Source organism: Streptosporangium sp. NPDC002544, from assembly GCF_040295965.1.
In the GTDB taxonomy this organism is placed as follows: Bacteria; Actinomycetota; Actinomycetes; order Streptosporangiales; family Streptosporangiaceae; genus Streptosporangium.
The window spans coordinates 43,462-67,690 of sequence record NZ_JBEOWJ010000019.1 but is presented as its reverse complement, the minus strand read 5'-3'; the positions used below and the strand labels follow the sequence as shown (position 1 = coordinate 67,690).

23 protein-coding genes are annotated in these 24,229 nt (G+C 68.8%); 12 read left to right on the top strand and 11 right to left on the bottom strand.

Annotation, left to right across the window (positions count from 1 at the left end; translation table 11 throughout):
• Positions 1-303: 303 nt before the first annotated feature.
• From ABT061_RS27140 to ABT061_RS27130, 3 genes are all read left to right on the top strand, one after another.
• Positions 304-504 (top strand): NfeD C-terminal domain-containing protein, encoded by a 201-nt coding sequence (locus tag ABT061_RS27140; RefSeq protein WP_030916074.1) that lies wholly within the window; start codon positions 304-306, stop codon positions 502-504.
• A gap of 32 nt (positions 505-536) precedes the next feature.
• Positions 537-2,018 (top strand): SPFH domain-containing protein, encoded by a 1,482-nt coding sequence (locus tag ABT061_RS27135; RefSeq protein ID WP_350923048.1) that lies wholly within the window; start codon positions 537-539, stop codon positions 2,016-2,018.
• 161 nt (positions 2,019-2,179) lie between these two features.
• Positions 2,180-2,452, top strand: coding sequence for a GlsB/YeaQ/YmgE family stress response membrane protein (locus ABT061_RS27130; protein WP_350923046.1), 273 nt, complete (start codon positions 2,180-2,182; stop codon positions 2,450-2,452).
• A gap of 203 nt (positions 2,453-2,655) precedes the next feature.
• Here ABT061_RS27130 and ABT061_RS27125 read toward each other — a convergent pair whose 3' ends face one another.
• Both ABT061_RS27125 and ABT061_RS27120 read right to left on the bottom strand, forming a co-directional pair.
• Complete coding sequence (locus tag ABT061_RS27125) at positions 2,656-3,327, bottom strand: hypothetical protein (protein WP_350923043.1); 672 nt, start codon at positions 3,325-3,327, stop codon at positions 2,656-2,658.
• Positions 3,324-4,247, bottom strand: a complete 924-nt coding sequence (locus ABT061_RS27120; RefSeq protein WP_350923040.1) for a sigma-70 family RNA polymerase sigma factor — start codon at positions 4,245-4,247, stop codon at positions 3,324-3,326. Before ABT061_RS27120 ends, ABT061_RS27125 begins: the two co-directional genes overlap by 4 nt.
• 168 nt (positions 4,248-4,415) lie before the next feature.
• On the opposite strand from ABT061_RS27120, the gene ABT061_RS27115 reads away from it, so the two are divergent.
• On the top strand, positions 4,416-4,739 hold the full coding sequence (locus ABT061_RS27115) for a hypothetical protein (protein WP_350923037.1): 324 nt from the start codon (positions 4,416-4,418) through the stop codon (positions 4,737-4,739).
• 162 nt (positions 4,740-4,901) lie between these two features.
• Here the strand turns inward: ABT061_RS27115 and ABT061_RS27110 are convergent, their stop codons facing one another.
• From ABT061_RS27110 to ABT061_RS27100, 3 genes are all read right to left on the bottom strand, one after another.
• Complete coding sequence (locus ABT061_RS27110; RefSeq protein WP_350923035.1) at positions 4,902-6,227, bottom strand: leucine-rich repeat domain-containing protein; 1,326 nt, start codon at positions 6,225-6,227, stop codon at positions 4,902-4,904.
• Between the two features lie 256 nt (positions 6,228-6,483).
• A complete protein-coding gene (locus ABT061_RS27105) occupies positions 6,484-6,723 on the bottom strand; it encodes a DUF397 domain-containing protein (RefSeq protein ID WP_350923032.1) in 240 nt (79 codons plus the stop codon).
• The gene (locus ABT061_RS27100; protein WP_350923030.1) at positions 6,720-7,580 is read right to left on the bottom strand and encodes a helix-turn-helix domain-containing protein; all 861 of its coding nucleotides are present in this window, start codon (positions 7,578-7,580) and stop codon (positions 6,720-6,722) included. The genes ABT061_RS27105 and ABT061_RS27100 overlap by 4 nt, the downstream gene beginning before the upstream one ends.
• A 208-nt stretch (positions 7,581-7,788) precedes the next feature.
• Between ABT061_RS27100 and ABT061_RS27095 the strand changes: the two genes are divergently transcribed.
• Together ABT061_RS27095 and ABT061_RS27090 are read left to right on the top strand one after the other, a co-directional pair.
• On the top strand, positions 7,789-8,076 hold the full coding sequence (locus ABT061_RS27095) for a hypothetical protein (RefSeq protein WP_350923028.1): 288 nt from the start codon (positions 7,789-7,791) through the stop codon (positions 8,074-8,076).
• Positions 8,073-8,636 (top strand): ATP-binding protein, encoded by a 564-nt coding sequence (locus ABT061_RS27090; RefSeq protein ID WP_350923025.1) that lies wholly within the window; start codon positions 8,073-8,075, stop codon positions 8,634-8,636. The genes ABT061_RS27095 and ABT061_RS27090 overlap by 4 nt, the downstream gene beginning before the upstream one ends.
• 714 nt (positions 8,637-9,350) lie before the next feature.
• Here ABT061_RS27090 and ABT061_RS27085 read toward each other — a convergent pair.
• From ABT061_RS27085 to ABT061_RS27075, 3 genes are all read right to left on the bottom strand, one after another.
• The gene (locus ABT061_RS27085; RefSeq protein ID WP_350923023.1) at positions 9,351-11,408 is read right to left on the bottom strand and encodes a glycosyltransferase family protein; all 2,058 of its coding nucleotides are present in this window, start codon (positions 11,406-11,408) and stop codon (positions 9,351-9,353) included.
• 63 nt (positions 11,409-11,471) lie between these two features.
• Positions 11,472-12,641 (bottom strand): non-hydrolyzing UDP-N-acetylglucosamine 2-epimerase, encoded by a 1,170-nt coding sequence (gene wecB, locus ABT061_RS27080; RefSeq protein ID WP_350923021.1) that lies wholly within the window; start codon positions 12,639-12,641, stop codon positions 11,472-11,474.
• Between the two features lie 49 nt (positions 12,642-12,690).
• Entirely contained in the window at positions 12,691-13,161 is a 471-nt protein-coding gene (locus tag ABT061_RS27075; protein ID WP_350923018.1) for a hypothetical protein, read from the bottom strand.
• On the opposite strand from ABT061_RS27075, the gene ABT061_RS27070 reads away from it, so the two are divergent.
• The 5 genes from ABT061_RS27070 (at position 13,145) to ABT061_RS27050 (ending at position 19,767) form a co-directional block, all read left to right on the top strand.
• The gene (locus ABT061_RS27070) at positions 13,145-14,695 is read left to right on the top strand and encodes a glycosyltransferase family 4 protein (protein WP_350923016.1); all 1,551 of its coding nucleotides are present in this window, start codon (positions 13,145-13,147) and stop codon (positions 14,693-14,695) included. The genes ABT061_RS27075 and ABT061_RS27070 overlap by 17 nt on opposite strands.
• Positions 14,696-14,824: 129 nt before the next feature.
• Entirely contained in the window at positions 14,825-16,090 is a 1,266-nt protein-coding gene (locus ABT061_RS27065) for a nucleotide sugar dehydrogenase (protein WP_350923014.1), read from the top strand.
• Between the two features lie 19 nt (positions 16,091-16,109).
• Complete coding sequence (locus ABT061_RS27060) at positions 16,110-17,198, top strand: glycosyltransferase (protein ID WP_350923011.1); 1,089 nt, start codon at positions 16,110-16,112, stop codon at positions 17,196-17,198.
• 60 nt (positions 17,199-17,258) lie between these two features.
• Entirely contained in the window at positions 17,259-19,082 is a 1,824-nt protein-coding gene (locus ABT061_RS27055) for a DUF4434 domain-containing protein (protein ID WP_350923009.1), read from the top strand.
• 19 nt (positions 19,083-19,101) lie between these two features.
• A complete protein-coding gene (locus ABT061_RS27050; protein ID WP_350923007.1) occupies positions 19,102-19,767 on the top strand; it encodes an NUDIX hydrolase in 666 nt (221 codons plus the stop codon).
• Positions 19,768-19,914: 147 nt separating this feature from the next.
• On the opposite strand, the gene ABT061_RS27045 is transcribed toward ABT061_RS27050, so the two are convergent.
• Complete coding sequence (locus tag ABT061_RS27045) at positions 19,915-20,538, bottom strand: Uma2 family endonuclease (RefSeq protein WP_350923004.1); 624 nt, start codon at positions 20,536-20,538, stop codon at positions 19,915-19,917.
• A gap of 62 nt (positions 20,539-20,600) precedes the next feature.
• Between ABT061_RS27045 and hisC the strand changes: the two genes are divergently transcribed.
• On the top strand, positions 20,601-21,662 hold the full coding sequence (gene hisC, locus ABT061_RS27040; RefSeq protein WP_350923002.1) for a histidinol-phosphate transaminase: 1,062 nt from the start codon (positions 20,601-20,603) through the stop codon (positions 21,660-21,662).
• A gap of 78 nt (positions 21,663-21,740) precedes the next feature.
• On the opposite strand, the gene ABT061_RS27035 is transcribed toward hisC, so the two are convergent.
• The gene (locus ABT061_RS27035; protein ID WP_350923000.1) at positions 21,741-22,682 is read right to left on the bottom strand and encodes an EamA family transporter; all 942 of its coding nucleotides are present in this window, start codon (positions 22,680-22,682) and stop codon (positions 21,741-21,743) included.
• 219 nt (positions 22,683-22,901) lie between these two features.
• Entirely contained in the window at positions 22,902-24,191 is a 1,290-nt protein-coding gene (locus ABT061_RS27030) for a GTP cyclohydrolase IIa (RefSeq protein ID WP_350922997.1), read from the bottom strand.
• Positions 24,192-24,229: the final 38 nt, after the last annotated feature.

Genomic DNA, 24,229 nt, shown 5'->3' with positions numbered 1-24,229 from the left:
CGCCTGGGGCGTCCTGGTACGCACCGGGACGCACCGCTCCGCATGGTTCTCCGCTGCTTCGTGCCTTTTTGCCGCTGACCTCGGATTTCGCGGGACGGGAGGCTACGCGGATGAGCGGGGAGCTTGCCGTATGAATTTTCAGGATAAGCCGGAACGTTATGGAAGGTTGGCTCGTTACCTCTATAAAGTGAAGCACGGGGATTAACGGTGGAAGTCCGGACGAGCTCATGCCGCGGCATGGTGCGTGGCGGAGCGAGGCGCGCATTCGTTTTTCCCCCTGACGGCTGATTCGGGGAGTATCGCGTGGTCGGTAAAGAGGGCAGGGTCACCGGAAAGATCGGCCCCGGCCTGGTCGGGGAGGTGATGGTGGTGGTTCGGGGCGGTGTCGAGGCGTTCTACGCGCATCCCACGGTTCCCGACGAGGAGATCACCGTCGGTTCGATCGTCGTGATCGTCGACTTCTTCCCGCCGCGCACCGTCTACGTCTCCCGAGCGCTCGGCTGACAGTCCTCTCATCCCCCACCGTGGAGGCCGCGATGCCTACGGAGTACTTCGTCATCGGGGGCGTCGTCCTCGTCGCCCTTCTCGTCATCGTCCTGCTGTTCAAGGCCATCTGGCGGGTGGCCGAACCCAACGAGGCGCTGATCATCTCCGGGCTCGGGGCCCGGGGCAGGAGCGAGGAGGCCGACAGCCTCGGATTCAAGATCATTACAGGTAAGGGCACCTCCGTGCTCCCCGGATTCCAGACCGCGCGCCGCCTGCGCCTGGACAGCCGGGCCGCCAACCTTCAGGTCTCCTGCGTCACCCAGCAGGGCATCCCGGTGGTGGTCCGCGGCGTCGTGATCTACAAGGTCGGCGACGACCTGCACTCGATCGCCAACTCCGCCCGCCGCTTCCTGGACCAGCAGGACTCGATGAACGGCGCCATCCACGAGCTGTTCACCGGCCACCTGCGGTCGATCATCGGCAACCTGACGGTCGAGGACCTCATCCTCAACCGCGAGCGGCTGACCGGTGAGACCCGCGCCTCGGCCGCCGACGAGATGATCAAGCTTGGACTGATCGTCGACTCCCTGCAGATCCAGGAGATCGAGGACGAGACGGGCTACATCACCAACCTCGGCAAGCCGCACGCCGCCAGGATCGCCGCCTCGGCGCGTATCGCCGAGGCCCAGCGTGACCAGGAGGCCACCGAGGCCGAGCAGGTCGCCGCCGCCAACAAGGCCGCCGCCTGGCGCGACTCCCAGATCAAGCAGGCCGCCTACCAGGCCGAGATCGACGAGGCCCTGGCCAGGTCCCGCCAGGCGGGGCCGCTCTCTGAGGCGTCCGCCCGCCAGGAGGTCGTCGTCCAGGAGACCCGCGCCGCCGAGCTTGAGGCGGCGCTGGCCGAGCAGCGACTCCAGGCCCAGGTCCGCAAGCCCGCCGACGCCAGGGCGTACGAGACGGTGACGGCCTCCCAGGCCGAGCGCGACGCCCGCATCGCCCAGGCCGAGGCCGAGGCCCGCGAGACCGAACTCCGCGCCGCCGCGCAGGCGTCGCAGGTCAAGCAGGCCGCCGCGGCCGAGGCGGAGTCCGTGCGGCTGCGCGGTCTCGCCGCCGCCGACGCGACCAAGGCCACCGGCCTGGCCGCCGCGGAGGCTTCCAGGGCCCAGGGACTCGCGGAGGCCGAGGCGGCCAAGGCGAGGGGCCTGGCCGAGGCCGATGCGATCCGGGCCCGTTCCGAGGCCCTCGCCGACAACCAGGAGGCGGTCATCGCCCAGCAGCTCGCCGAGAACTGGCCGCAGATCGTCGAGGCGGGGGCGAAGTCCTTCGGCAACGTCGACCACATGGTCGTCCTCAACGGCGCCCAGGGTGTCGAGGAGATGCTCGCCAAGGCTCTCACCCTCGGCGGCACCGGCCTCGGACTCGTCCGCTCCCTGCTGAGCGGCGCCACCCCCGCCACCCCCGGCACTCCCGCCGTCCCCGCCGGCGACACGGCTGTGGAAACGCCGGGAAAGCCCGTCGACCGGGTCTCCTGACACCGGGGCTCCCCGGGTGGTGAGCGCCGGGCCGGAACCCGTATACGACCACTTCAAGACAGGGCCGTGACCGACGGCCAGTAATTCGGGTCACTCCGTTATGTGTTGTTCTACTTTCCCAGGGCATACGCCTGGCAGCTGAGCAGACAGGAGCGTGGAACATGACAGTCACCGGCATCATCACCGCCATCGTCATCGGCGCCATCATCGGTGCCCTGGGTCGGCTCGTCGTGCCCGGCAAGCAGGCCATCCCGATCTGGCTGACCATCGTCATCGGTATCGTCGCCGCTCTCATCGGCACCGCGATCGCCGGAGCGCTCGGAGTCGCCACCACAGCGGGCATCGACTGGATCGAACTCATCATCCAGGTCGCCCTGGCCGCCGTCGGCGTCCTCCTGGCGGTGAGCCTGTACGGCAGGCGGGGCGTCCGGTAACCAAGTCCACCCGTGTTCGGTCTCCGGGTTCCCGGGGGAAATCCCGGGAACCCGGAGACCGGCACCCACCACGGCCCCGGCCCGGAGTTCTCCGGGCCGGGGCCGTCGTCACATGCCGCACCACCGTTCCGAACGTGCCACAGGTGCGGCAGGCGCCCCCGTCGGGATGGCCTGGCGGCCTGCCGCACCTGTGGAGAGATGGGTCAGCCGCCCGTGGGCGGGCCGAGCGGGGCCTCGGTGCTGTCGACCAGCTCGCAGTCGGCCACGGGTCCGTCGGAGACCCGTGCCCAGATGCCGGCGATCATCCCGGCCGAACTCTCGCTGACGCTGAACTCCAGTACGGCGGTCTGGCCGTCCTTGACGACCCTGGGGTCGATCGTGAAGCCCACCTCCTGGCCCTCCGGTGCCGGCCAGACGCTGAGCGGAGCCTCTTGGTTGGACAGGAAGCTCTGGCTGCGGGGCTGGGGGCTGCACTTCTTGCCTGTCGGGATGTAGTCCACGACCGCGTTGAGTCCCATGCCCCGCAGGCTCGCCTGGAGGCCCTCGGGGTTCTTGGCCTCGTTGATGGTGATGTGGATGGTGCCGTCGGGGTTCCGCGCCACGGCGTAGGCCGGGCTCCCCCCGGAGACGAACACCGGTACGGCCACCGCAAGTGCCGCGGCGGCGGCCAGGGCGGGGACGAGGAAGGCCGGACGCCGCAGCAGGCGACGGCCTACCCGCTCCCGCGGCCTGGTGTCCTGCTGGATCTCCTGCATCACGAACTCCTTGAGCAGTCGGCGACGGCCCGCCGGAAGGTCCCGCTCCACCGGGACCGGCAGCAGCCGGGCCAGCTCCTCGATCTGACCGGGGTCAGGCTGGGGCTTGGCGGCATTCATAGGGCTCTCTCCTGAACGGACCGGACCGCGTCGTCGCGGTCACCATCTACCTGTCCGGGCCGCGACCGCGGTTCCCGAGTCTCCCCGGCCATCCACATGGGGCGCCGTGCGTCTCCGACGGCCTGCCCCGAGCCCGTGTGTCCCGAGCCCGTGTGTTCCGAGCCGGTGTGTCCCGAGCCCGTGTGTTCCGAGCCGGTGTGTTCCGAGCCCGTGTGTTCCGAGCCGGTGTGTCCCGAGCCCGTGTGTTCCGAGCCGGTGTGTTCCGAGCCCGTGTGTTCCGAGCCCGTGTGTTCCGAGCCCGTGTGTCCCGGGTCCGCGTGTTCTGGCCGCCACCGCGCTTCCCGTGCTCTCCCGGCCGTCCGCCCGAAACGTGATGGTTCCCGGCTGCTCTTCACAGCGTCCACGGCGAGCTTCCGCAACCTCTTCCTCGCCCGGGAGAGCCGGGAGCGGACCGTGCCCACCGGTACGCCGAGTGCCTCCGCCGCCTCGGTGTACCCGAGCCCGGCCCACACGCACAGCGCGATCACCTCCCGCTCGGACCTGCGCAGTGTGCCCAGCGCGACCCGGACCGAAGCCAGCAACTCGTCGTCGTCGACGCGCCCCGCCACCTCCTCGGCGATGTCCGGCACCACCCCGCCCGGAGGCAGCCTGGCCAGTGCTCCCTCGTGCCGCCGCAAGGCGCGGTTGACGTTACGGGCGACGTTGGTCGCGACGCCCAGCAGCCAGGGCCGCAGCGAACCGCCCTCCCCGTCGACCCTGCCCCGCAGCCGCCATGCCTCCAGGAAGGTCACCGACACCACGTCCTCGGCGACCGACCAGTCGCCGGTCAGCCGGAAGGCGTGGTTGTAGACCGAGCGCGCGTGGTCGTCGAACAGCCGGCTGAAGGCGTCCGGATCTCCGGCGCGCACCCGGGCGCGCATAGTCGTTTCCACACACATGTACTGTCCGCCCGAACCCACCGGTTCCAGAGGTTCAGGACATCACACCCACTCGCTCCTGACGCCACCTCAATGCCCCGGTATTCAGCCTGCGGAGCGTTGCTAACCGTTTACAAGTTCTCTCCAAGTGGGCGTCAATAGATTTTGATCATGAACCTTCGTATCGCATCCGCCAAGTCTCGGGCCGCCCTCGTCGTAGGTCTACTCGCCGTCGTCGTGCGCGTGGGTACGACCGTTACCCTGACGATCAACGGGGAGTCCACCTGCAACCACACCGACTTTGCGGGGATCGGTCTGGGCGGTGTCGCGGTGTTCATCGCCCTGCTGGCCGGGTGGGAGGCCGCCACCGGTCTCACCGACCACCAACACCAGGCGCGCAAGGACGTCACCTGGGGAGTGACCGCTCTCGCGCTTCTTCTCGGCGCTGTCGGCCTGCTCAAGGGCTTCGCCGTCGTCATGAGCCCCTGCGGCTGAAACCCCTGGTGTCCCGGTCTCCGGTGCGCGCCGTCAGAAGACCGTTGCTCTGCATCGCATGCCGCCAGGACCCAATGGGCCACATCACGAACAGGCCGCTCATATGCCGCGGGGTGGCCGGCGGGGTCACCAGAGGGGTGAAAGCCGTTGTCGCGTCATGCCTCACTCGTCCTCGCCTTCGCAAGCGGCCCCACGATCATCCCCGAATGCATCTTCAGTAGAGCCGTGGCCTGGTGGGGCCGGTGGAATTTTCTGACCCCACCAACCCCAACGCTCCTCATAGAAGACACTCAGTAGGAGCCTGGTGCTCTCGCTGAGGGCGGGAAGGTCGCCCAGCCAATCGGGCAGATCGGTCAGCGGGTTATCGCTCACACTGAGCTCGGTGAGGGCGGTGAGGTTGCCCAGCGACTCGGGCAGAACGGTCAATTGGTTATCGACCAAGTAGAGGTCGGTGAGGGCGGTGAGGTTCCCCACCGACTCAGGCAGAACAGTCAGCCGGTTACTGCCCACACTGAGGGCGCTGAGAGCGGTGAGGTTGCCCAGCGACTCGGGCAGAGCGGTCAACTGGTTACCGCCCAGGGAGAGGTCGGTGAGGGCGGTGAGGTTGCCCAGCGACTCGGGCAGAGCGGTCAATTGGTTATCGACCAAGTAGAGGTCGGTGAGGGCGGTGAGGTTCCCCACTGATTCAGGCAGAGCGGTCAACTGGTTACCGCCCAGGGAGAGGTCGGTGAGGGCGGTGAGGTTGCCCAGCGACTCAGGTAGAGCAGTCAACTGGTTATCGACCAAGTCGAGCTCGGTGAGGGCGGTGAGGTTGCCCAGCGACTCAGGCAGAACAGTCAACTGATTACCGTTCAGGTAGAGCCATTCGAGGGCGGTGAGGTTCCCCACTGACTCAGGCAGAGCGGTCAACTGATTACCGTTCAGGTAGAGCCAGTAGAGCTCGGTGAGGTTCCCCACCGAATCAGGTAGAACGGTCAGCTGGTTGTTATGCAGATAAAGCTCGGTGAGGGCGGTGAGGTTCCCCACCGAATCAGGTAGAGCGGTCAGCTGGTTGTCATGCAGGGAGAGGTCGGTGAGGGCGGTGAGGTTGCCCAGCGACTCAGGTAGAGCGGTCAACTGGTTACCGCCCAGGGAGAGGTTGGTGAGGGCGGTGAGGTTCCACACTGACTCGGGTAGAGCGGTCAGCCGGTTGTCATACAGGGAGAGGTTGGTGAGGGCGGTGAGGTTGCCCAGCGACTCGGGTAGAGCGGTCAACTGGTTACCGCCTAGGGAGAGGTTGGTGAGGGCGGTGAGGTTCCACACTGACTCGGGTAGAGCGGTCAGCCGGTTGTCATACAGGTAGAGGTTGGTCAGATGGGTGAGATCGCCGAGAAGTTCCGGCACCGTGTCCAGGTCGAGCCTGGACAGGTCCAGCGTGGTCGATCCCTCTCGCCGGCACCTGTCGATCCGCTCGTCAGCGGTCATCGGGTCGTTCCCGGTCTCCGCCAAGATCTCTCTCCTCGTCGTTGCTCGGATGCCCGGTGGTTTCGGGCGCGAGGGTCGAGGATGAGGCTATGGATCGGCGCTAGGAACCTGTTTGGAGGGCGCTGAGGACCGGCTTGTGGATGGGACATCAATGTCGGCGAAAGCTAAGGAAGCGGTCTCGACCGCGCGCATCAGATCAGAGGTGAAAACGGCGGCGAGGCCCGTCATAGGGTGCCTGCGTCCCTCACCTCTCAGGAACCTTCCCTGACCTGTCACGCGCTCAGGGACGTGTGTCGAACTCACCGCCCTTGACACCGTCGACGAAGGTTCGCCACCCGTCAGGTGAGAAGACCAACGCTGGCCCCAAGGGGTCCTTGCTGTCACGAACGGCCGCGATGCCGGGGAGGTCGGTGGCGACCTCGACACAGTCGGCACCGCCGTTGCCACTGAGGCTGCTCTTGCGCCAAACGGCGTGAGACAGGTCGGGGAAGTCTTGCGGCTCACGCTCTTCTACGGTCACGAAGTCATCTCCTCTATGACCGCGCTCATCAGCGCGACGGACTCGTTCGGCGGCAGGGCAGCCGCGCGAATATGGTCGAAAATGAGTCTATACCTGCGCACTTCCTCTGGCTTTTCCAGATACATGGAGCCTGTTAGGTACTCGACGTAAGCAACATGAGTTTCGGAAGGCTGAGGGAACTCCAGGAGATGGAAGGGGCCGAGCATGCCAGGGTGGGCGCCTCCGGCGAAGGGCAGTACCTGAAGAGTGACCCCTGTGAGTCGCCGCGCGTCACGGAGGCTGAGAAGTTGCTCACGCATTGTCGCCGGTCCGCCGATGGCGTGCCGTAGAGCCGCTTCGCTCATCACCGCCCACAGCTCCGGTGGGCTCGACCGGGTAAGGAGTTTCTGCCTTACCAGGCGCAGAGCGACAAGCCTGTCGATTTCCGCCTCGGGCATTCCGGGGTGGTCGGCTTCGATGACGGCGCGCGCGTATGCCTCAGTCTGGAGAAGGCCAGGGATCAGCTGAGGTTGGTAGGTCTGGATCGACGTGGCCTCGGCTTCGAGCCCGATGAAAACTTCAAACCATGGCGGTACCGCGTCTCCGTGGGCGTGCCACCATCCTCGTTTGCTCGCTTCGCGTGCGAGGTCAAGTACAGCTTGGGTCTCGTCGTCGGCTGCTTTGTACAGGTCGAGGAGTTGAACGAGAACCTTCTGACGGATGGTGACCCTGCCGGTCTCGAAGCGGCTGATCGTCGAATCAGAGCGACCAATATGCTCGCCCGCTTCGATGGCGGGCACATTCGCGCGCTCGCGGAGTCGGCGGAGTTCCATGCCGAGTTGGCGTCGCCGGACAGTAGGGCTCTGACCTTCGGTCACGTGTCCACCTTCATGAGATTTCCGCCGGGTTGACCTATTTCGCGAATCAAACTTTCCGCGAAGTCCTTCTTCATGCATATGCATTTGGGGTTGCATATGGGGCTGCATGACTGCATGCTCTGAGCATACGGTCAATGACAGTGCGTAAGCATCAACGTCTCTGAAAGTGCGAGCGGGCCAGTTCAACAGACAAGGGGAAGGACGGGCTGTGAAGCCACGTGATCCGCAAGAGCAGTTGATTCACCTGGTGCGGCTGGGGTGGGACCTGCGGGGACTGGGGGTGAGCACCTCGCTGGTGCTTCCCCTGGCAGGGCCGCCGGTGCTGGAGGTGATGTCGGCGGGCGAGACCCGGGTCCGGATCGCCGTCATCCGGCGCGCCTGCGGCTGGGTGTTCGTCTGGCGGCCCTGGTGGGCCAGGGTGTGGCGGCCGGGCGAAGGGGTCTGGGCCGGGGCCGACAACGCCGCCGACGTCATCGTCTCGGCGGCGATCGCATGAACGCGTACCGGCAGGCCACCTGCCGCTACGAAAGACAGCGAACGACCGCAGGACGCTGGGCCGTACTGTACCCGTTGGGCCACGCCGAGTTCGCGGGCCTGGCCTGCTCGGTCGCGACGGTCCGCGCCTGGGCACGAGACCTGCTCACCGGCAGAGTCGACGACTCCGCCCTCGACGACGTGGTGCTCCTGCTCAGCGAGGTCGTGACGAACTCCGTCGTGCACTCCGACTCCGGACGGAAAACAGCAGGATCGATCACGGTCTGCCTGGGCCTGGGCGGCGGCATGGTCCACGCCGAGGTGATCGACGACGGCTCGGCGACCAGCCTCCCCTTCGTCCGCGTGACCGACTTCGACAGCGATGGCGGACGCGGCCTGCTCCTGGTCGAGGCCATGGCCACCGCCTGGGGCACCCACCACGACCCCGAAGCAGGCACCGCCGTCTGGTTCCACCTCCCAATCAACGAAACCAACAGAACCGACCGAGCCAACGAAACCAACAGAACCGACGGAGCCAGCAGAACCGACGGGCCTGACGGACCCGGCTCCTTCTCCAGCTGACCCACCTGACCCACCTGACCGAAGCCCCTCTCCCGAGGCGTACCCCTCCCTCCGGTCACCGTGGTGGTTCGAGTCGCGGTGTGCCTGTCCGGCTGGACCCCGGCAGAGGAGTGGAGTGAGGTTCCCTCCGGTCACAGTGGTGGTCCGAGTCGCGGGGTGTCCCATCAGGCGACCACACTCGCCCCCGAGCCAAGCCATGACCGGCGACGACAAGCCGCAGCAAGCCGACCAGCACCAGCGAATCACGACGGGCCCGATGAACTACAGGGAGCTCCCCTGCGCTCCTTCCCGCACCGCTGCTTCAGCTACGGCGATGGCCCCAGAACGCCCCCGTACGGATTGCTTCAGCGTAGAAGAGCCCAATGGGCGGCCCGCAAGGAAGCGACTACGGCCCGCAGGCCGTACGGCGAGGCACGGAGTGCGCGGAGGTGGGTGGGTACTCCGGGCGGCTTATAAGAATCCGCAACCAGCGCGCCCGCCAGGCCGAAGGCCTGAACCCCCAGACCCGCCACCAACAACGGCCGCCCGGAGCACCCACCCACCGGAGCGCGAACGCGTCCCCGCAAGAGAACGCGTCCCCGCAAGAGAACGCGTCCCCGCAAGAGAACGCGTCCCCGCAAGAGAACGCGTCCCCGCAAGAGAACGCGTCCCCGCAAGAGCAGCCGGCCCGTCATCGAGCACGCCGGAACCCCCCGCGACGGCCCGGCCGGAAAATCAGATCATCACATGCGCGTCCGGATGCCCGACAAAAGAGAACTGCGCGTTCCGAGTGAGCTTGATGTCGTCGGCCTGCCAGGTGTGCATGCCCGCGTCCCCGCTGCGCCAGTAGACGAAGTTGAACCGGTCCGCGGAGTAGATCTTGACCCGGTCCTCCTTGAGTCGGCGGACCAGGCGGGTGTCCTCGCCCCGGGTGACGTCCTCGAAGCCGTAGTGCCGGAACATGTCCGCCCTGCCGAGGAAGGTGCCGCCCTGCACCAGGAAGGCGTAGCGGTGCTCCAGCCCCGGCAGGCGCAGCATCGTGGTGTTGCTGCCCTCGAAGTAGGCGTAGTGCGCGCCCTTGCCGACCAGTTCGGCGTCGGAGTAGTCGAAGGCGCGGGCCAGGTCCGACAGGTAGTGCTCGCCGTACAGGTTGTCGTCGTCCATCTTGGCGATCAGCTCGCCCTCCGCGGCGGCGATGCCCAGGTTGAGGCAGGCGCCCAGCGACAGTGACGAGTCGGCGGGCAGCACCACGACGTCGGTGATCCCGGCCATCCGCGCCTTGTCGGCCACCACGACGGGGTCGATGTCCAGACCGTGCAGGACCATGACGAGCTGGACGGGGCGGTGGATCTGCTTGGCCACCGAGGAGATCGCGTGCTCGATCTGGGCGGCGCGGTTGGTGGGCAGCACCACCGAGATCGACCGGGTCCGCCGCTCCACCGGCTTGCCGAGGATCTCCAGGATCTGGTCCACCCGGTGCGAGAACAGGTGCTTGTCGAAGACCTCGCGCATCGCCAGGTGTCCCTGGCGGGCGCGCAGCTCGGGGCTGTTGATCAGGTGCAGGACCTGGTTGTACGACTCCAGCTCGTCACGGGCGATCGGGATCAGCGACCCGAAGGTCTCCTCGATGGCCCGCGACCAGCCCGAGACGACCGACGTCGCGCAGGCCGACAGCTCGAAGACCCGGCGGGCGCACATGGTCGGCGAGTCGAGCACCGAGTTCACGTTGAGGAAGACCTTGTACATCTTGTACGCGGCCAGCATCTGGTCGTACGGGAGCTCGCCCACGATGTGCGGGACGTACTCGGCAGGCCAGGCGTACTTCTCGTCCACGGTCCCGTTGCGCGCGAAGATGTGCAGGCCGAGCTCGCGGATCGGGGCGAGGACGGTCTCCATCTGCTCGCGGCGCTCGGGGTGCTTGTCCCTGAAGTACATGCCGGCGAAGACCACGTCGTTCAGGCGGCCGCGCTTCTCCTGGATCGGGTTGTGCACCCGGGGCTGCGCGGCGAACTGCAGCACGTCGACCCGGTCGTGGCCCAGCACCTCGCGGTAGCGGGGCACCATGTCGCCGTCGCAGGTGAAGACGTAGTCGAACAGCTTGGCCGTGTCGATGAAGAAGTCGAAGTTCGGCGGGTCCTCCTTGTTCCAGAAGACCGTGGGGATCCCCTCGACGCGGCACCAGTCGATCAGGGCGCGCAGCTCGGGCTTGGGGGCGTTCGTCCCGGTCATCTGGTAGCGCCAGCGGCCCTGGTTGCCGTGCCAGGCCGACTCCACGAACAGCAGCTCGGGACGGCGCTCGGCGAAGATCTCCGGCCAGTCGCGGAGCCCGAACTCGATCTGGTCCCACTCGTACTTGAACGCCATCCGGGAGAAGTCGTCCAGGATGACCGCGACCTTCATGTCCGGACGGACGATCGGACCGGCCGGCCACTTGACCTGCGGCACGTCGACCACGGGCCCCTGCTGGTCGAGCTCGGCGACCACCTCGGTCACCGGGCGGGGCGGCTTGGGGCCCTTGCGCGCCTGCATCGCGGAGCGTAGCCTGCCCGGCAGCGCGGTGACCCCCGACCCCTTGGCCGCGGTCAGCGCCTCGGCCACCCGGTACGGGCGCTGCACCTTGGTCGACTCCAGCTTCCACTGCGCGTAGTCGGCCTTCGCCTCGGCGATGGCGAGCCGCCGCTCAAGGTCCCGGACGCGCTCCTCGAAACGCTCGACGACCTTGCGCTCCTCGGGCAGCCAGTTGATCGGCCCAAGACGCTGGAACTTCGGCTCTTCGGGGGTCTCTTCGCTCATGGGGGATCGCCTTTGTCCGGGGTCGTGCCAGGCTACGGCCTACGCCGTACCGAAATAGCCGTTTTAAAGGGATTTGGGCGGTACGGCTTGCCCAGCCGGGGAGAGGTTGCCGCCGCGCAGCCAGTTCTCGATCACCCGGGCGATCCGGGGACCGGCCTTGCCGTCCCAGAGCGGGGGCAGCTCACCGGAAGGCGTCGCCGCGCCGTCCGCCAGTGCCAGGTCGGCGGCGGCGGGCAGCTGCGCGGGGGTGACCAGCCGGTTGGTGCCGTGCGTGATGGTGATCGGCCGCTCGGTGTTGGGCCGCACGGTGAGGCAGGGGACGCCCAGCATGGTCGTCTCCTCCTGCACGCCGCCGGAGTCGGTGACCACCAGGGTCGCGCCCCGCACCAGCGACAGGAAGTCCACGTAGCCCAGCGGATCGACGATGCGCAGGTTCTCGGTGTCCACCAGCCCGGCCTCGGCCAGGCGGGTCCGGCCGCGCGGGTGCAGCGGCACCACGATCGGGAGGCGCTCGCTCACCGAGAGCACCGCCTCGACCAGCTCCTTGGCGGAGGCGGGGTCGTCGACGTTGCCGGGACGGTGCAGGGTGGCCACCCCGTACCGCTCGGGCAGGCCGAGCCGGGAGCGGACCGGGGCCGGGTCGAGGTGGTCCAGCGCCGAGAACAGGCTGTCGATCATCGGGTTGCCGACGAGGTGCACCCGGGCCGGGTCGACACCCTCGGCGGCCAGGTAGGAGAGCGCGTCGGGAGAGGTGGCGAAGAGGATGTCGGACAGCGCGTCGGTGACGACCCGGTTGACCTCCTCCGGCATCTCCCGGTCGAAGGAGCGCAGGCCCGCCTCCACGTGCGCGGTCGGCACGTGGAGCTTGGCGCACACCAGGATCGCGGCCAGCGTCGAGTTCACGTCGCCGTAGACGACGACCAGCGTCGGCCGCTGCTCAAGCACCACGTCCTCAAGGCCGACGAGCAGCGCCGCCGTCTGGCGGGCGTGCGAGCCGGAACCGACGGCCAGGTTGGCGATCGGCTCGGGGAGGCCGAGGTCGGCGAAGAACACGTCCGACATGAGGGCGTCGTAGTGCTGGCCGGTGTGGATGATGCCCTGTCGCACGCCCAGTTCGGCGAGCGCGCGCACCACCGGAGCGGCCTTCACGAAGTTGGGCCGCGCGCCGAGCACGTGCAGGACAAGGGGATTCTCGGGGCCCTGAGAAGCGCCCGGACCGGCAAAGTCCCTCATTGACCTCGCCTTTCATGCGGCAGTGGGGCAAACCCTGCCTATGGTACGGTCACGGCGTGGTATCCGATGCCAACAGGCCAGACTCCCCCTCGGTTCCCGCGAAGCCCTCGGCTCCCGAGAAGCCCTCGGTGCCGGCGGCACCCGCCACATCGGTGACGCCTCCGGCCGCCGAGCCTGGCGCGGAGCCGGTGGCGACCTCGGGCGCGGCGACGACCCCGGAGACGGAGAGGCCCTCCGAGCCGGAGACGACCTCGGCCGTGGAGGTGCCCACGGAGCCCGCCCCGCCGCCGAGTGCGGAGACGCCCCCGGTCGTGGAGACGCTCCCCGGTTCGGACACGCCCCAGGCGTCGGCGACGCTCCCCGCTCCGGCGACGCCCCCGGCCGAGGAGAAGGTCCCCGCGGAGCCGGTGTCACGGGCCCCGGTGTCGGCGAAGTCGGCCAGGGCCGGCCTGCGCGGGCTGATCAGGGGTTTCGTCCAGCATCCGGTGATCGTCTCCCGGGTCGTGGCGACAAAGGTCAAGTCCGACCCGGTACGCGTGGCGCAGGCGGCGGCCGAGACGCTCCCGTCGAGTGTCCGTCCCATCGTGGGCCGGTTCGCCTGGCCCGTCGCGCGCCGCGCCAAGATCGTCGTCCGCAAGCTCGGCATGCGCATGGTGAAGGGCCCGTGGACCGAGGCGAAGGAGCACTTCGACGCCGGCCGGATGAGCGAGGCCGCCGAGGTGCTCCAGGCCCACACCCGCTACCCCTTCATCAAGCGCCGGGCCGCCTACTACGCCGGAGAGCTGGCCGCGATCCAGCCGAACCCGATCCCGCCCAAGGCGAAGGTGATCGTGGGTGAGCGGTTCCACGGCCGGGTGCTGCACTGCGTGACCAACGCGCTGCCGTACACGCAGGCCGGATACACGGTTCGCACGCACCGCATCGTCACCTCGCAGAAGGCCGCCGGGCTGGATCCGCACGTCGTGACCAGCTGGGGCTGGCCGATGATGCAGGGCCACGCCGACGCGACGCCGTACGAGGAGATCGACGGGATTCCCTACCACCGGCTGATCCCGAGCGGTGAGGTGCCCTTCGAGAGCCAGGGGCGGATGATCCGGGGCGCCGGAGAGGTCACCGAACTGGTCAGGACCCTGCGTCCGCAGGTGCTGCACGCCGCGACCGACCACCGGAACGGTTCGGTGGCGCTGGCGGTGCGCGAGCGGACCGGCACGCCGATGGTCTACGAGGTCCGGGGCTTCCTGGAGGAGACCTGGGCCTCCCGCGACCCCAAGCGCATCGGCAGCCAGCGGCACGTGCTCCAGCGCGACCGCGAGGCGTTCATCATGCGCTCCGCCGACGCGGTGGTCACCCTCGCCGAGACCATGGCAGCCGAGATCGTCGAGCGCGGGGTGCCGAGGGAAAAGATCTACCTGGCGCCGAACGCGGTGGACGACTCGCTGCTCAGTGCCGAGTACGACGGTGCGGCGTTCCGCGCCGCCTACGGCATCGAGCCCGGCGACATCGTCATGGGTTCGGTGTCGAGCATCGTGGCCTACGAGGGCTTCGCCACCATGATCAACGCTGCCGCGCTGCTGCGGGACGAGGGCGCGCCGGTCAAGATGCTGCTCGTCGGCGACGGCGTGGAGCGGGAGGCACTGCTGGAGCAGGTCGAGGAACTGGGGCTCGGCGACATCGCGATCATGCCGGGACGGGTCGGCCCCGACGAGGCGCTGCAGGCCCAGTCGGCGATCGACATCTTCGTCTGTCCCCGGGAGGACCTGCGCGTTTGCCGACTCGTTACGCCATTGAAACCGGTCGAGGCGATGGCTCTCGGCAAACCGGTCGTGCTGAGCGACCTGCCCGCCCTGTCGGAGCTCGTGGGCTCCGACGGCGCCGGGCTTCTGGTGCCGGCGGGAGACCCCGAGGCACTGGCCAAGGCGATCGCCGGACTGCGTGACGATCCGGGACGGAGGGCCGAGATGGGTGAGGCTGGACGGGCAGAGGTGGCCGCGAAGCGTACGTGGAGCCGCATCGCGGAGACGTACCGTGATATTTACCGATCGATTGCCGGTTAATGACCTTGTCATGGCACCGGGGATACCTGCCGTTTGTGATGCGTTCAATCGCATTAGGCGTAGCTCGTTCGGACTTGAGATAGCCTTTGCGACCATGAAGTGTTGTTTCCGGCGTTCCAAGGTCATCCAGTGACTGCCTACGACCTGGCCATCATCGGTCTGGGCTACGTCGGCATGCCCCTGGCCAAGGAGGCCACGGCAGCCGGTCTGCGGGTCGTCGGCTTCGAGGTCGACCCCGGCAAGATCGCTGCTCTCAACGCGGGCAGGTCCTACATCGACGACCTGACCGACGCCGACCTTGAGCACATGCTGGCAGGGGGATTCACCGCCACGGGGGACGAGTCCGTTCTGGCCGACAGCCGGACCATCGTCATCTGCGTGCCGACCCCGCTCGACGAGGACCACCGCCCCGACCTGTCCGCGGTCGAGGGCGCCACCGGCACCGTCGCACGTAACCTCCGCGCGGGCTCGCTGGTGGTTCTGGAGTCCACCACCTGGCCCGGCACCACCGACGAGGTCGCCCGTCCCATCCTGGAGGAGGGCTCCGGCCTCACCGCGGGCACCGACTTCCACCTCGCCTTCTCGCCCGAGCGCATCGACCCGGGCAACCCCAAGTACGGCCTGCGCAACACCCCGAAGGTCGTCGGCGGCTACACCTCCGCCTGCAAGGACCGCGCGGTCGGGTTCTACTCCCAGTTCATCGAGCAGGTCGTGCCGGTCAGCGGCACCCGCGAGGCCGAGATGGCCAAGCTCCTGGAGAACACCTACCGCCACGTCAACATCGCCCTCGTCAACGAGATGGCGATCTTCTGCGACGAGCTGGGCGTCGACCTCTGGGAGTCGATCGAGGCCGCCGCCACCAAGCCGTTCGGCTTCCAGAAGTTCCTCCCCGGACCAGGTGTCGGCGGTCACTGCATCCCCGTCGACCCGTCCTACCTCTCCTACACGGTGCGCAAGCTGGGCTACCCGTTCCGCTTCGTCGAGCTGGCTCAGGAGATCAACGAGCGGATGCCGTCGTACGTGGTGGCCCGCGTGCAGCGCCTGCTCAACCGGCACAGGAAGCCGGTCAACGGCTCCAAGGTGCTGTTGCTCGGTGTCACGTACAAGCCCGACATCGCCGACGAGCGCGAGACCCCGGCCCTGCCGGTCGCGCGGGCGCTGCGGGAGCTGGGCGCGGAACTGGTCTTCGCCGACCCGTACGTCAAGGACTGGCGGGTCGACGGGGTTCAGGTGCCGCGCGAGGAAGACCTCGCCAGGGGAGTCGTCGAAGCCGACGTGACGCTGTTGCTCCAGCAACACGCCGCCTTCGATCTGTCGATTGTCGAGGACCAAGGCAAGCTCGTGCTCGACACCCGAGGCGTGCTCGCCGAGGGTGAACGCGTCGAGCGGCTCTAGCGACGAAGGGCTGCGCGCAGTGCACGTGCTCGTCATGACCGTGGTGCATCATCCCGAGGACGCCCGGATCCTGCACCGGCAGATCCGCGCGCTCGTGGACGCCGGTCATGAGGTCACGTACGCGGCCCCGTACACGGCGCGGGGCGTCATGGCCCGATCCTGGGTGAACGGCGTCGACCTCCCCCGTGCGGCCGAGCGCAGGCGGCTGTCGGCGGTGCGCGCCGCGCGCAAGGTCTTCAAGCGCATGCGCGGCCAGGTGGACCTGGTGGTCATCCACGACCCGGAGCTGCTGCTCGCGGTGGTGGGGGTGCGCAAGCGGCCCCCGGTGGTCTGGGACGTGCACGAGGACACTCCGGCGACGCTGTCACTGAAGCCCTGGCTGCCGGCGTTCCTCCGTCCGCCGGTGCGCTTCATGGCCCGCCTGCTCGAAGGCACCGCCGAGCGGTACCTGCACCTGCTGCTGGCCGAGACCGCCTACGCCGGACGCTTCCGCCAGGCCCACCTGGTGGTGCCCAACGAGACCTGGGTGCCCGACGAGGTGACGCCGCCGGGCGACGACCGCGTCGTCTACCTCGGCTGGCTGTCGGGGGCACGCGGGGTGCGCGAGGCCATCGAGGTGGCCCGGCTGCTCCAGCCGTACCGGGTGTCGGTCGAGCTGATCGGCTACGCCGACCCGCAGTCGCGGCCGACGCTGAACGAGGCGGTGGCGGAGGGCGTACTGGAGTGGCGCGACTTCATGCCCAACGACGAGGCGCTCAAGCGGCTCGACGGCGCGCTGGCCGGTCTCTCCCTGCTGCACGACGAGCCCAACTACCGGCACTCCATGCCCACGAAGATCGTGGAGTACATGGCCCACGGCATCCCGGTGATCACCACCCCCTCGCCTCGCGCGGTGGAGCTGGTCGAGCGCTACGACAGCGGCATGGTCGTGCCCTGGCAGGATCCCAAGGCCGTGGCCCAGGCCGTGCTCTTCCTGCGCGACGACGTCTCAGCGAGGCATGCCCAGGGCGCTCGGGGGTATGCGGCGGCCCGTGCGAACCACCACTGGCCCAACTCGGCCCGTCGTTTCGTCGCCCAGCTGGAGGCGTGGGCGGGCGTCAAGAGCTGATTTCCGGTATGGCAAAGCTCCTTATGTCTGCCAGATCACAAGAACGGTAGTGTCCAGAACGTGCGCTGGCTCATCGCTTTTCTGGGTGTGGCGATCCTCGCGGGAGTGGCGGCGTTCGTGATGATCACGCCTGCCGAAGACAGTTCTCCGACCAGCGGGAGCTCGCCGCTCTCCCCCTCGCCCTCGCCTTCCCCCTCGGTGCCGGTCCCGGAGGCGACCGAGTTCACCGACCCGTGTGGAACGTTCGACACGGCCATGGGGGCGCCGTACGCGATCACCGGCTACTGGCTCGTCCCGACCGCCGACCACTGCACCTGGCGGCGGCAGTTCGCCGCCATCCACAAGGTGGGCGGTGACACCGTGATCAGGATCGGCTGGGGCCTGCAGGCCCGCAGGGTCGACGACGACGGCCGGATCCTCGACGGCGAGGGGAAGGTCGATCCCCGCTACGAGCCGTGCGAGGAGAACGGGGTGCCGTGCGTGACCGCGGCGGAGAACGACCTCAAGGCCGCCAACCCGGGCAACCGGGTGAGCTGGACGTTCGTCTACCGGACCGACGAGGCGTTCGGCTCCCAGCTCTTCCGCTGCCCCGAGTTCGAGCGGAAGATCGTCACGAAGAAGGCGGTCTTCTACCGGATCATCGCCACCGACGACGGCAGCGACGACGCGAGCTGCGAGAACATCAAGGGCAAGGGGCGCGGCTACCACGTGATCCTGATCGCGGGCGCGCATGAGGACAGCCTCACCGAGCTGCTCGACCTCGGCGACCAGTTCGGGGTGAAGGTGTTCCCCGCGCTGCCGCTGGCCCCTCGCGACCCGGCGCAGAAGACCCGGGCCGCCAAGCAGGGCACGAACACGCTCACCACGCTCACCCGGCGCATCATGCAGGACTACGGTGCCCGCTTCCGGGAACGGGCCTCGCTGGGCGGCTTCTACCAGCCGTTCGAGCTGCAGATGCGGGAGATGAAGTACACCGGCGAGTCGGACGACGACCACCCGACGCTCAAGATGTACGCCTCGCAGCACGAGATCGTCGAGCAGGAGATGCCGGGCAGGCCCGTCCTCGTCAGCCCCTACCTCGACGCCCGCAGGCAGCGGCCGTTCAGCGCCACTCCCAAGCAGGTGGCCAGGGGCTTCGAGGCCCTTGTCCGGACGGGGGTCGGGATCATCGCGCCGCAGGACAGCCGGGGAACGGGAAAGGTCGGGTTGTTCTGGCCCGACCAACGCGGGGAGAAGGTCGACAAGCGGCTGTGGCCGGTCGTCGGGGAGAAGACCAACGGCGACGCCTACCACGGCTCGACCCGCGATTACTACCGGGAGATGTCGACCGTCCGGACGGAGATGGCCGAGCGGGGCCACAACGTGGAACTCTGGGCCAACGTCGAGGCATTCGAGCCGTCCGGCGAGGAGACCTGCGCGGCCGGGTACAAGAGGGGGAGCACCGACAAGGAACGGCTCGACGCGGCCGTGGCACAGGTCGGGCGCTACGTCTCCAAGGTCGTCTCCTACATGTGGAGCGACTTCTACACCTGCGGCTCGCCGTCCCTCGCCGAGGAGATCGCCCGCGACTGGAACCGGCCCATCGCGGCCGACGCGATCCGCATGCAGCGCGACATCCAGGACGGTGTGGAGATCCGCGGCTACAACATGCCCATGGGGTCCAAGGTCACGATCACCTGGGAGGGCCAGCAGGAGCCCCGTGTCGTCGAGGTGGCCGGGGTGAACCTCACGGACCTGCCGCCCGGCCTGCCGGTGCGGATGGAGACGGCGTGGATCCCGTTCGACTGGTCCCAGGTTCCCGAGGACACCTGGGTCCAGGTCCTGGTCACCGCGGCCGACGGACGCGCCGCCTCCGAGCCGTTGCACGTCCGCGTGCGGCTCTGACCGGTGTAACGTGCCTGCCATGGTTCCGCGCATTCCCGTCAGCGTGGACCTGGTCGTCCTCACGGTGCGTTTCCAGGCGCTGAGCGCACTCGTCTGGCGGCGCGACAACCCGCCGTACGAGGGACGCTGGGCCCTGCCAGGCGGCTTCATCCACCTCGACGAGGACCTGCCCGCCGCCGCGGAGCGGATCCTCGCGGAGCGGGCGGGCCTGCCGGGCGCCCCGGTACACCTGGAACAGCTCCAGACCTACGGCTACCCCGACCGCGACCCGCGCCAGCGCGTGCTGAGCGTGGCCTACCTCGGTCTCGCCCCCGACCTTCCCGCCTCCACCGAGGCGCACATGAGCTGGCAACCGGTCTCCGCGCTGTGCGAGATGGCCTTCGACCACCGGCGCATTCTGGTCGACGGGATCGAGCGGGCCCGGGGCAAGCTCGAATACACCCCGCTCGGCGCGGCCTTCTGCCCGCCGGAGTTCACGGTCGCCGAGCTGCGCCGGGTCTACGAGATCGTCTGGGGGCGTGTCCTCGACCCGCGGAACTTCCACCGCAAGGTCACCAGGGCCGAGGGCTTCCTGGTGCCCACCGGCGACACCACCACCCGCGACGGCGGCCGCCCCGCCAAGCTCTACCGCCGCGGCCCCGCGATGTTCCTCCACCCCCCGATGCTCCGCTCCCTCAAGGATTGACGTCCTCCCCGGCGTAGAACGCCGGGGATTCCTACCGTGCCGTTCTCGCGGCACCTGACCGCGGGGCCGTCGAGCCAGGTTCCGGAGACAAGCCGGTCATCGATGCGGCGACCTTCACCGATGCGGTCCCCAGCCTTGTCCGGCCGGTCAGGACCGAGGGTTGCCGATCTCCGTCAGATCGATGTCGATGTCGTAGGGGAGGCTGAGCTTCAGCCGATTCTGATGGACGCCGGTGAGCGCGTACGCCCTGGTCACCGGGTTCAGTTCGTAGACGTAGACGCTGGGACGGTTCTCGACGTTCTCGATCCGCCAGAAATGGGGGATGCCGGCCTCGGCGTACATCTGGGGCTTGCGGTTGCGATCGCGCTCCTCGGATTCCTCGGAGACGACCTCGACGGCGAGCAGCACATCTCCCGCCTCGTAGAAGGTCCGCGTCATTTCGGAGGGCGCGTGTGCGTGCAGGAGCACGAGGTCTGGTTCCGGTCGTTGGCGTCGCCCCAGCTTCACCGTCATCTCCCGCTCCACCCGAAGATGGGCGGGTGCCGTCCGATCAAGCTCCCTGTGCAGCAGGAAGAGCACGAGAGCGTGAAAACGGGTCTGGGGGCTCACGAACACGAGGGTGCCATCGATCAGTTCCGTGTGAGGGGGGATCCCCGGAAGCCGATCGAGGTCATCGGCGGTGAAGCCCTCTATGGGGGGAATCGCCCAGTCGGGAATCGGCTCGACTTCGGCCAGTGGTGCGATGCTCATGTCGTCCTTCCGCTCGGGCATGCCTCTCACCTCCAGTCTTACAGGATGATGCCCCATCCGCCCGCTGCTCATAAAGTAAGGCCATGCCTCGTTTCCGTGCGATCCTGGACACAATGCCCCCCTACCGGGCGGGCAAGGCCGTGGTGTCCGCCGACGGCCGGTCCTACAAGCTCTCCTCGAACGAATCTCCCTACGAGCCGCTGCCCTCGGTCGTCGAGGCGGTCGCCAGGGCCGCGGCCCAGATGCACCGCTATCCCGATCCGGCCGCCACCGGGCTGACCGAGGCGCTCGCCGAGCGGTTCGGCGTGCCGCCCGAGCACATCGCGCTCGGCGCGGGCTCGGTGACGGTGGCCCAGCAGCTCTTCGAGACCGTGAGCGAGCCGGGTGCCGAAGTGATCTACGCCTGGCGGTCCTTCGAGGCGTACCCGCTCCTGGCCGACCTGGCGGGGGCGACCTCGGTGCGGGTCCCGCTGCTGGGCGAGGGGCACCATCTGGATGCCATGGCCGACGCGATCACCCCGCACACCCGCATGATCTTCGTCTGCAACCCGAACAACCCCACCGGCACCGTGGTCCAGGCGGCCGAGCTGGAGGCGTTCCTCGACCGGGTTCCGCAGGACGTGCTCGTCGTGCTCGACGAGGCCTACCACGAGTACGTCAGGGACGCCGGGGTCCCCGACGGGATCACCGTCTACCGCGACCGGCCGAACGTGGCGGTGCTGCGCACCTTCTCCAAGGCGTACGGCCTGGCCGGGCTCCGGGTGGGCTACCTGATCGCCGCGGAGCCGGTGGCGTCGGCGGTCCGCAAGACGACCGTGCCGTTCGCGGTCAACCAACTCGCCCAGGTCGCCGCGATCGCCTCGCTGGCGGCCGAGGACGAGTTGCTGGAGCGGGTCGAGGTCGTGGTCAAGGAGCGCGACCGGGTCCGCGGCGCGCTCGTCGCCCAGGGCTGGACGGTGCCGGCGACCGAGGCCAACTTCGTCTGGCTCCGGCTGGGCGAGCGCACGCTCGACTTCGCCGAGGCGTGCGCGGCCGAGGGCGTCGCGGTGCGGCCCTTCGCCGGTGAGGGCGTCCGTGTCTCCATCGGCGCTCCCGAGGCCAACGACACCTTCCTGGCGGCCGCGACGGCCTTCCCGAGGAACTGACCGCCCCGCCGCGGCGCTTTCGGCACCGGCCGGGAGCGTCATGACGGGACGACCGCCGCACGCGGGCGAGCCCGCGGCCTACACGGTCGCGGGCTCGGGGCCGGAGACGGGCTCCGGCTTCTTGCGTCGCTCCGTGGAGACCACCAGGGCCACGCCGAGGACGATCACCATGCCGCCCACGATCATCGGACCGGTGACCTGCTCGCTCAGTACGAGGGCGCCCAGCACGACCGCCACGACCGGGTTGACGTAGGCGTAGGTGGAGACCAGCGAGATCGGGGCGTTGCTCAGCAGCCACACGTACGCCGTGAAGCCGACCAGCGATCCGACCATGATCAGGTAGGCGAGCGCGATCCACGACCGGGTGGAGACGTCCGCGAGGTCGACATGCTCGCCCACCACGGCGGAGGTCAGGGCAAGCCCGACGCCGCCGGCGGCCATCTCGACGGCGCTCGCGGTGAAGGGGTTCGCGGGCATCGGGATGCGGGACGTCAGGAACGAGCCGACCGACCAGGACAGCGACGCGAGCAGGATGATCACGATTCCGGTGCTGTCGGCCGCGCTGCTCCCACCGGTCAGCGAGAGGACCGCCACACCGCCGAACCCGATGAGCACCCCCGTGAGCGTCAGTACCTGCGGCCGGTCCCTGAACAGGACCCTGAAGATCACGAGCCAGAGTGGCGTCGAGGCCACCAGCAGCGCCGCCAGCCCGCTGGAGATGTGCTGCTCGGCCACCGCGACCATGCCGTTGCCACCGTTCAGCAGCAGCAGGCCGACCAGGGCGGCCCCACCGGCCTCCTTCCAGGTCATCCGGAAGGACTCGCGCCCCTTCAGCAGGAGCACCACGACGCCGAGGATGAGCGCGGCCGTGACGAAGCGGATGGCGCCGCTGAGCAACGGGGGCATCGTCTCGATCACGATCATGATCGCGAGGTAGGTGGACCCCCACACCACATACACGGTCGCCAGCGCCCCCCAGACGAGGAGCGCCTTACGGCTGTCAGCACTGTCATGACGCATAGCTCGTGACAATACTGGCAGGACCCGACATCTCGCGCGCGGGGTTCGGTCCCCTCCGCCACGCGGAGATCGGCGCTCGCGGCCTGGCGGACTCTCGCCGCGCCGGGGCGGGCGGACCGTGCCCCGGCCGGTCCTGCCATGCCGAGCCAGGCGGGCCGTGACCTGGGAGGTTCCGCCGTCCGGGTGCGGCGGAAGCCTCCAGGTCGAAAGGCGGAGGGCTCAGCGGGTGCCGAGCTTCTCCACGATCAGCCGGTACAACTGGCGGGGACGGCCGGGTTGCGGCGTCCGGTTCGGCGGAAGCGGCCACGCGAGTCCCTCGTCTACCAGCGTGCGCAGCAATCGTCGTGCCGTACGCGGGGTGACGCCCAGCATCTTGCCCGCGCCCTCCGCGTCCACCACCGTGTCCCCACCCTCAAGCTTGGCGGCCAGCCGGGCCAGCACCTCCACACCCTTGGGCTTCAGCGGTCCCGTGCCCTGGGGAGGCATCCTGGGCGCCGGGATCAGTGCCCTGCCCTCGCGGTCGACCGCGAAGCCCTGGGCCTGCTTGCCCGCCTGGGTGCGCGCCAGAGCGGCCCTGGCGTGCGACTCGGCGTCGTGGGTCGTACGGCCCATGCCGACGCCGACCTCGACCGCCAGGCCGAGTTCGTCGCGGACCCGCGCGGCGAACGGCAGGACCCGGAACCCCTCGGTGGCCGCGGCCACCGAGCCGCGGGTCGCGGTGACCATGTAGCTGTGATCGTCGACCGCGGTGACCGACGCGTTGATCCGGTTGGCCTCCTGCACCAGCAACCGGTGCAGGGAGAGCCGGAGCTCGTCGCGCCAGTAGCGTGGCGCGGCCCGGCGGACCGGCTCGCGCAACGTGGGCACCTCCACCAGGACCACGGTGAGTTGTGACTCCTCCAGCCGGTGGTGCGCGCCGAGCAGTGCCGCCGTGTGCAGCGCCGTACGCACCGCGGCGGAGGTGGGGCGGATCCTGACCACGGGCACCCCTGCCGTCTGAAGGCGGTCGGCGACCGCGGGCAGGCAGGTGAGCGCCCCGCTCGTGCTGCCCTGGCGGGCGAGGCGTTCGTGGAAGGCCGCGATCGTGCCGGTGGCGCCCGGCTCGTCGCGGCTCTGCACGTCCCCTGAGGGAAGGCTCAGATCGCTATAGGCCTCCTCGACCTCTGCTCTGCTCAGGATGTCGATGCTGACCCTGCGTGGGTCTATCCGCTCGTCCATCGCGGCCCTCGCCAGCGCGGCGATCAGTGCGGCGCCGCCGAGCTGGACATACGTCGCGGGCATCGTCAGCACCCCCGATCGCCGGGCCAGGTCGTAGGGGACCGGGCTGGCGAACAGACACGCGTCCACCCCGGCTCCCAATCGAGTGACCTTGTCCGCGGCCTCCTGCTCGTCACGGTATGCCGCCGCCACCAGGCGGCAGGGTAATGGGGCCGCTGCGTGCCCCATCAACATCACCCGTTCAACGAGGTCATGGGGGCCCACCACACCGATGGTGAGGTCTGGTGTCATGGCACCCGGGCGTGACACTCGTGGCGCTTCTTCGGCCC

Coding starts and splice junctions, on each gene's coding strand:
- ABT061_RS27135 (WP_350923048.1), top strand. CDS start 537: ATGCCTACGGAGTACTTCGTCATCGGGGGCGTCGTCCTCGTCGCCCTT.
- ABT061_RS27130 (WP_350923046.1), top strand. CDS start 2,180: ATGACAGTCACCGGCATCATCACCGCCATCGTCATCGGCGCCATCATC.
- ABT061_RS27125 (WP_350923043.1), bottom strand. CDS start 3,327: ATGAATGCCGCCAAGCCCCAGCCTGACCCCGGTCAGATCGAGGAGCTG.
- ABT061_RS27120 (WP_350923040.1), bottom strand. CDS start 4,247: ATGCGCGCCCGGGTGCGCGCCGGAGATCCGGACGCCTTCAGCCGGCTG.
- ABT061_RS27115 (WP_350923037.1), top strand. CDS start 4,416: ATGAACCTTCGTATCGCATCCGCCAAGTCTCGGGCCGCCCTCGTCGTA.
- ABT061_RS27090 (WP_350923025.1), top strand. CDS start 8,073: ATGAACGCGTACCGGCAGGCCACCTGCCGCTACGAAAGACAGCGAACG.
- ABT061_RS27085 (WP_350923023.1), bottom strand. CDS start 11,408: ATGAGCGAAGAGACCCCCGAAGAGCCGAAGTTCCAGCGTCTTGGGCCG.
- wecB (WP_350923021.1), bottom strand. CDS start 12,641: ATGAGGGACTTTGCCGGTCCGGGCGCTTCTCAGGGCCCCGAGAATCCC.
- ABT061_RS27050 (WP_350923007.1), top strand. CDS start 19,102: ATGGTTCCGCGCATTCCCGTCAGCGTGGACCTGGTCGTCCTCACGGTG.
- ABT061_RS27045 (WP_350923004.1), bottom strand. CDS start 20,538: ATGCCCGAGCGGAAGGACGACATGAGCATCGCACCACTGGCCGAAGTC.
- hisC (WP_350923002.1), top strand. CDS start 20,601: ATGCCTCGTTTCCGTGCGATCCTGGACACAATGCCCCCCTACCGGGCG.
- ABT061_RS27035 (WP_350923000.1), bottom strand. CDS start 22,682: ATGCGTCATGACAGTGCTGACAGCCGTAAGGCGCTCCTCGTCTGGGGG.
- ABT061_RS27030 (WP_350922997.1), bottom strand. CDS start 24,191: ATGACACCAGACCTCACCATCGGTGTGGTGGGCCCCCATGACCTCGTT.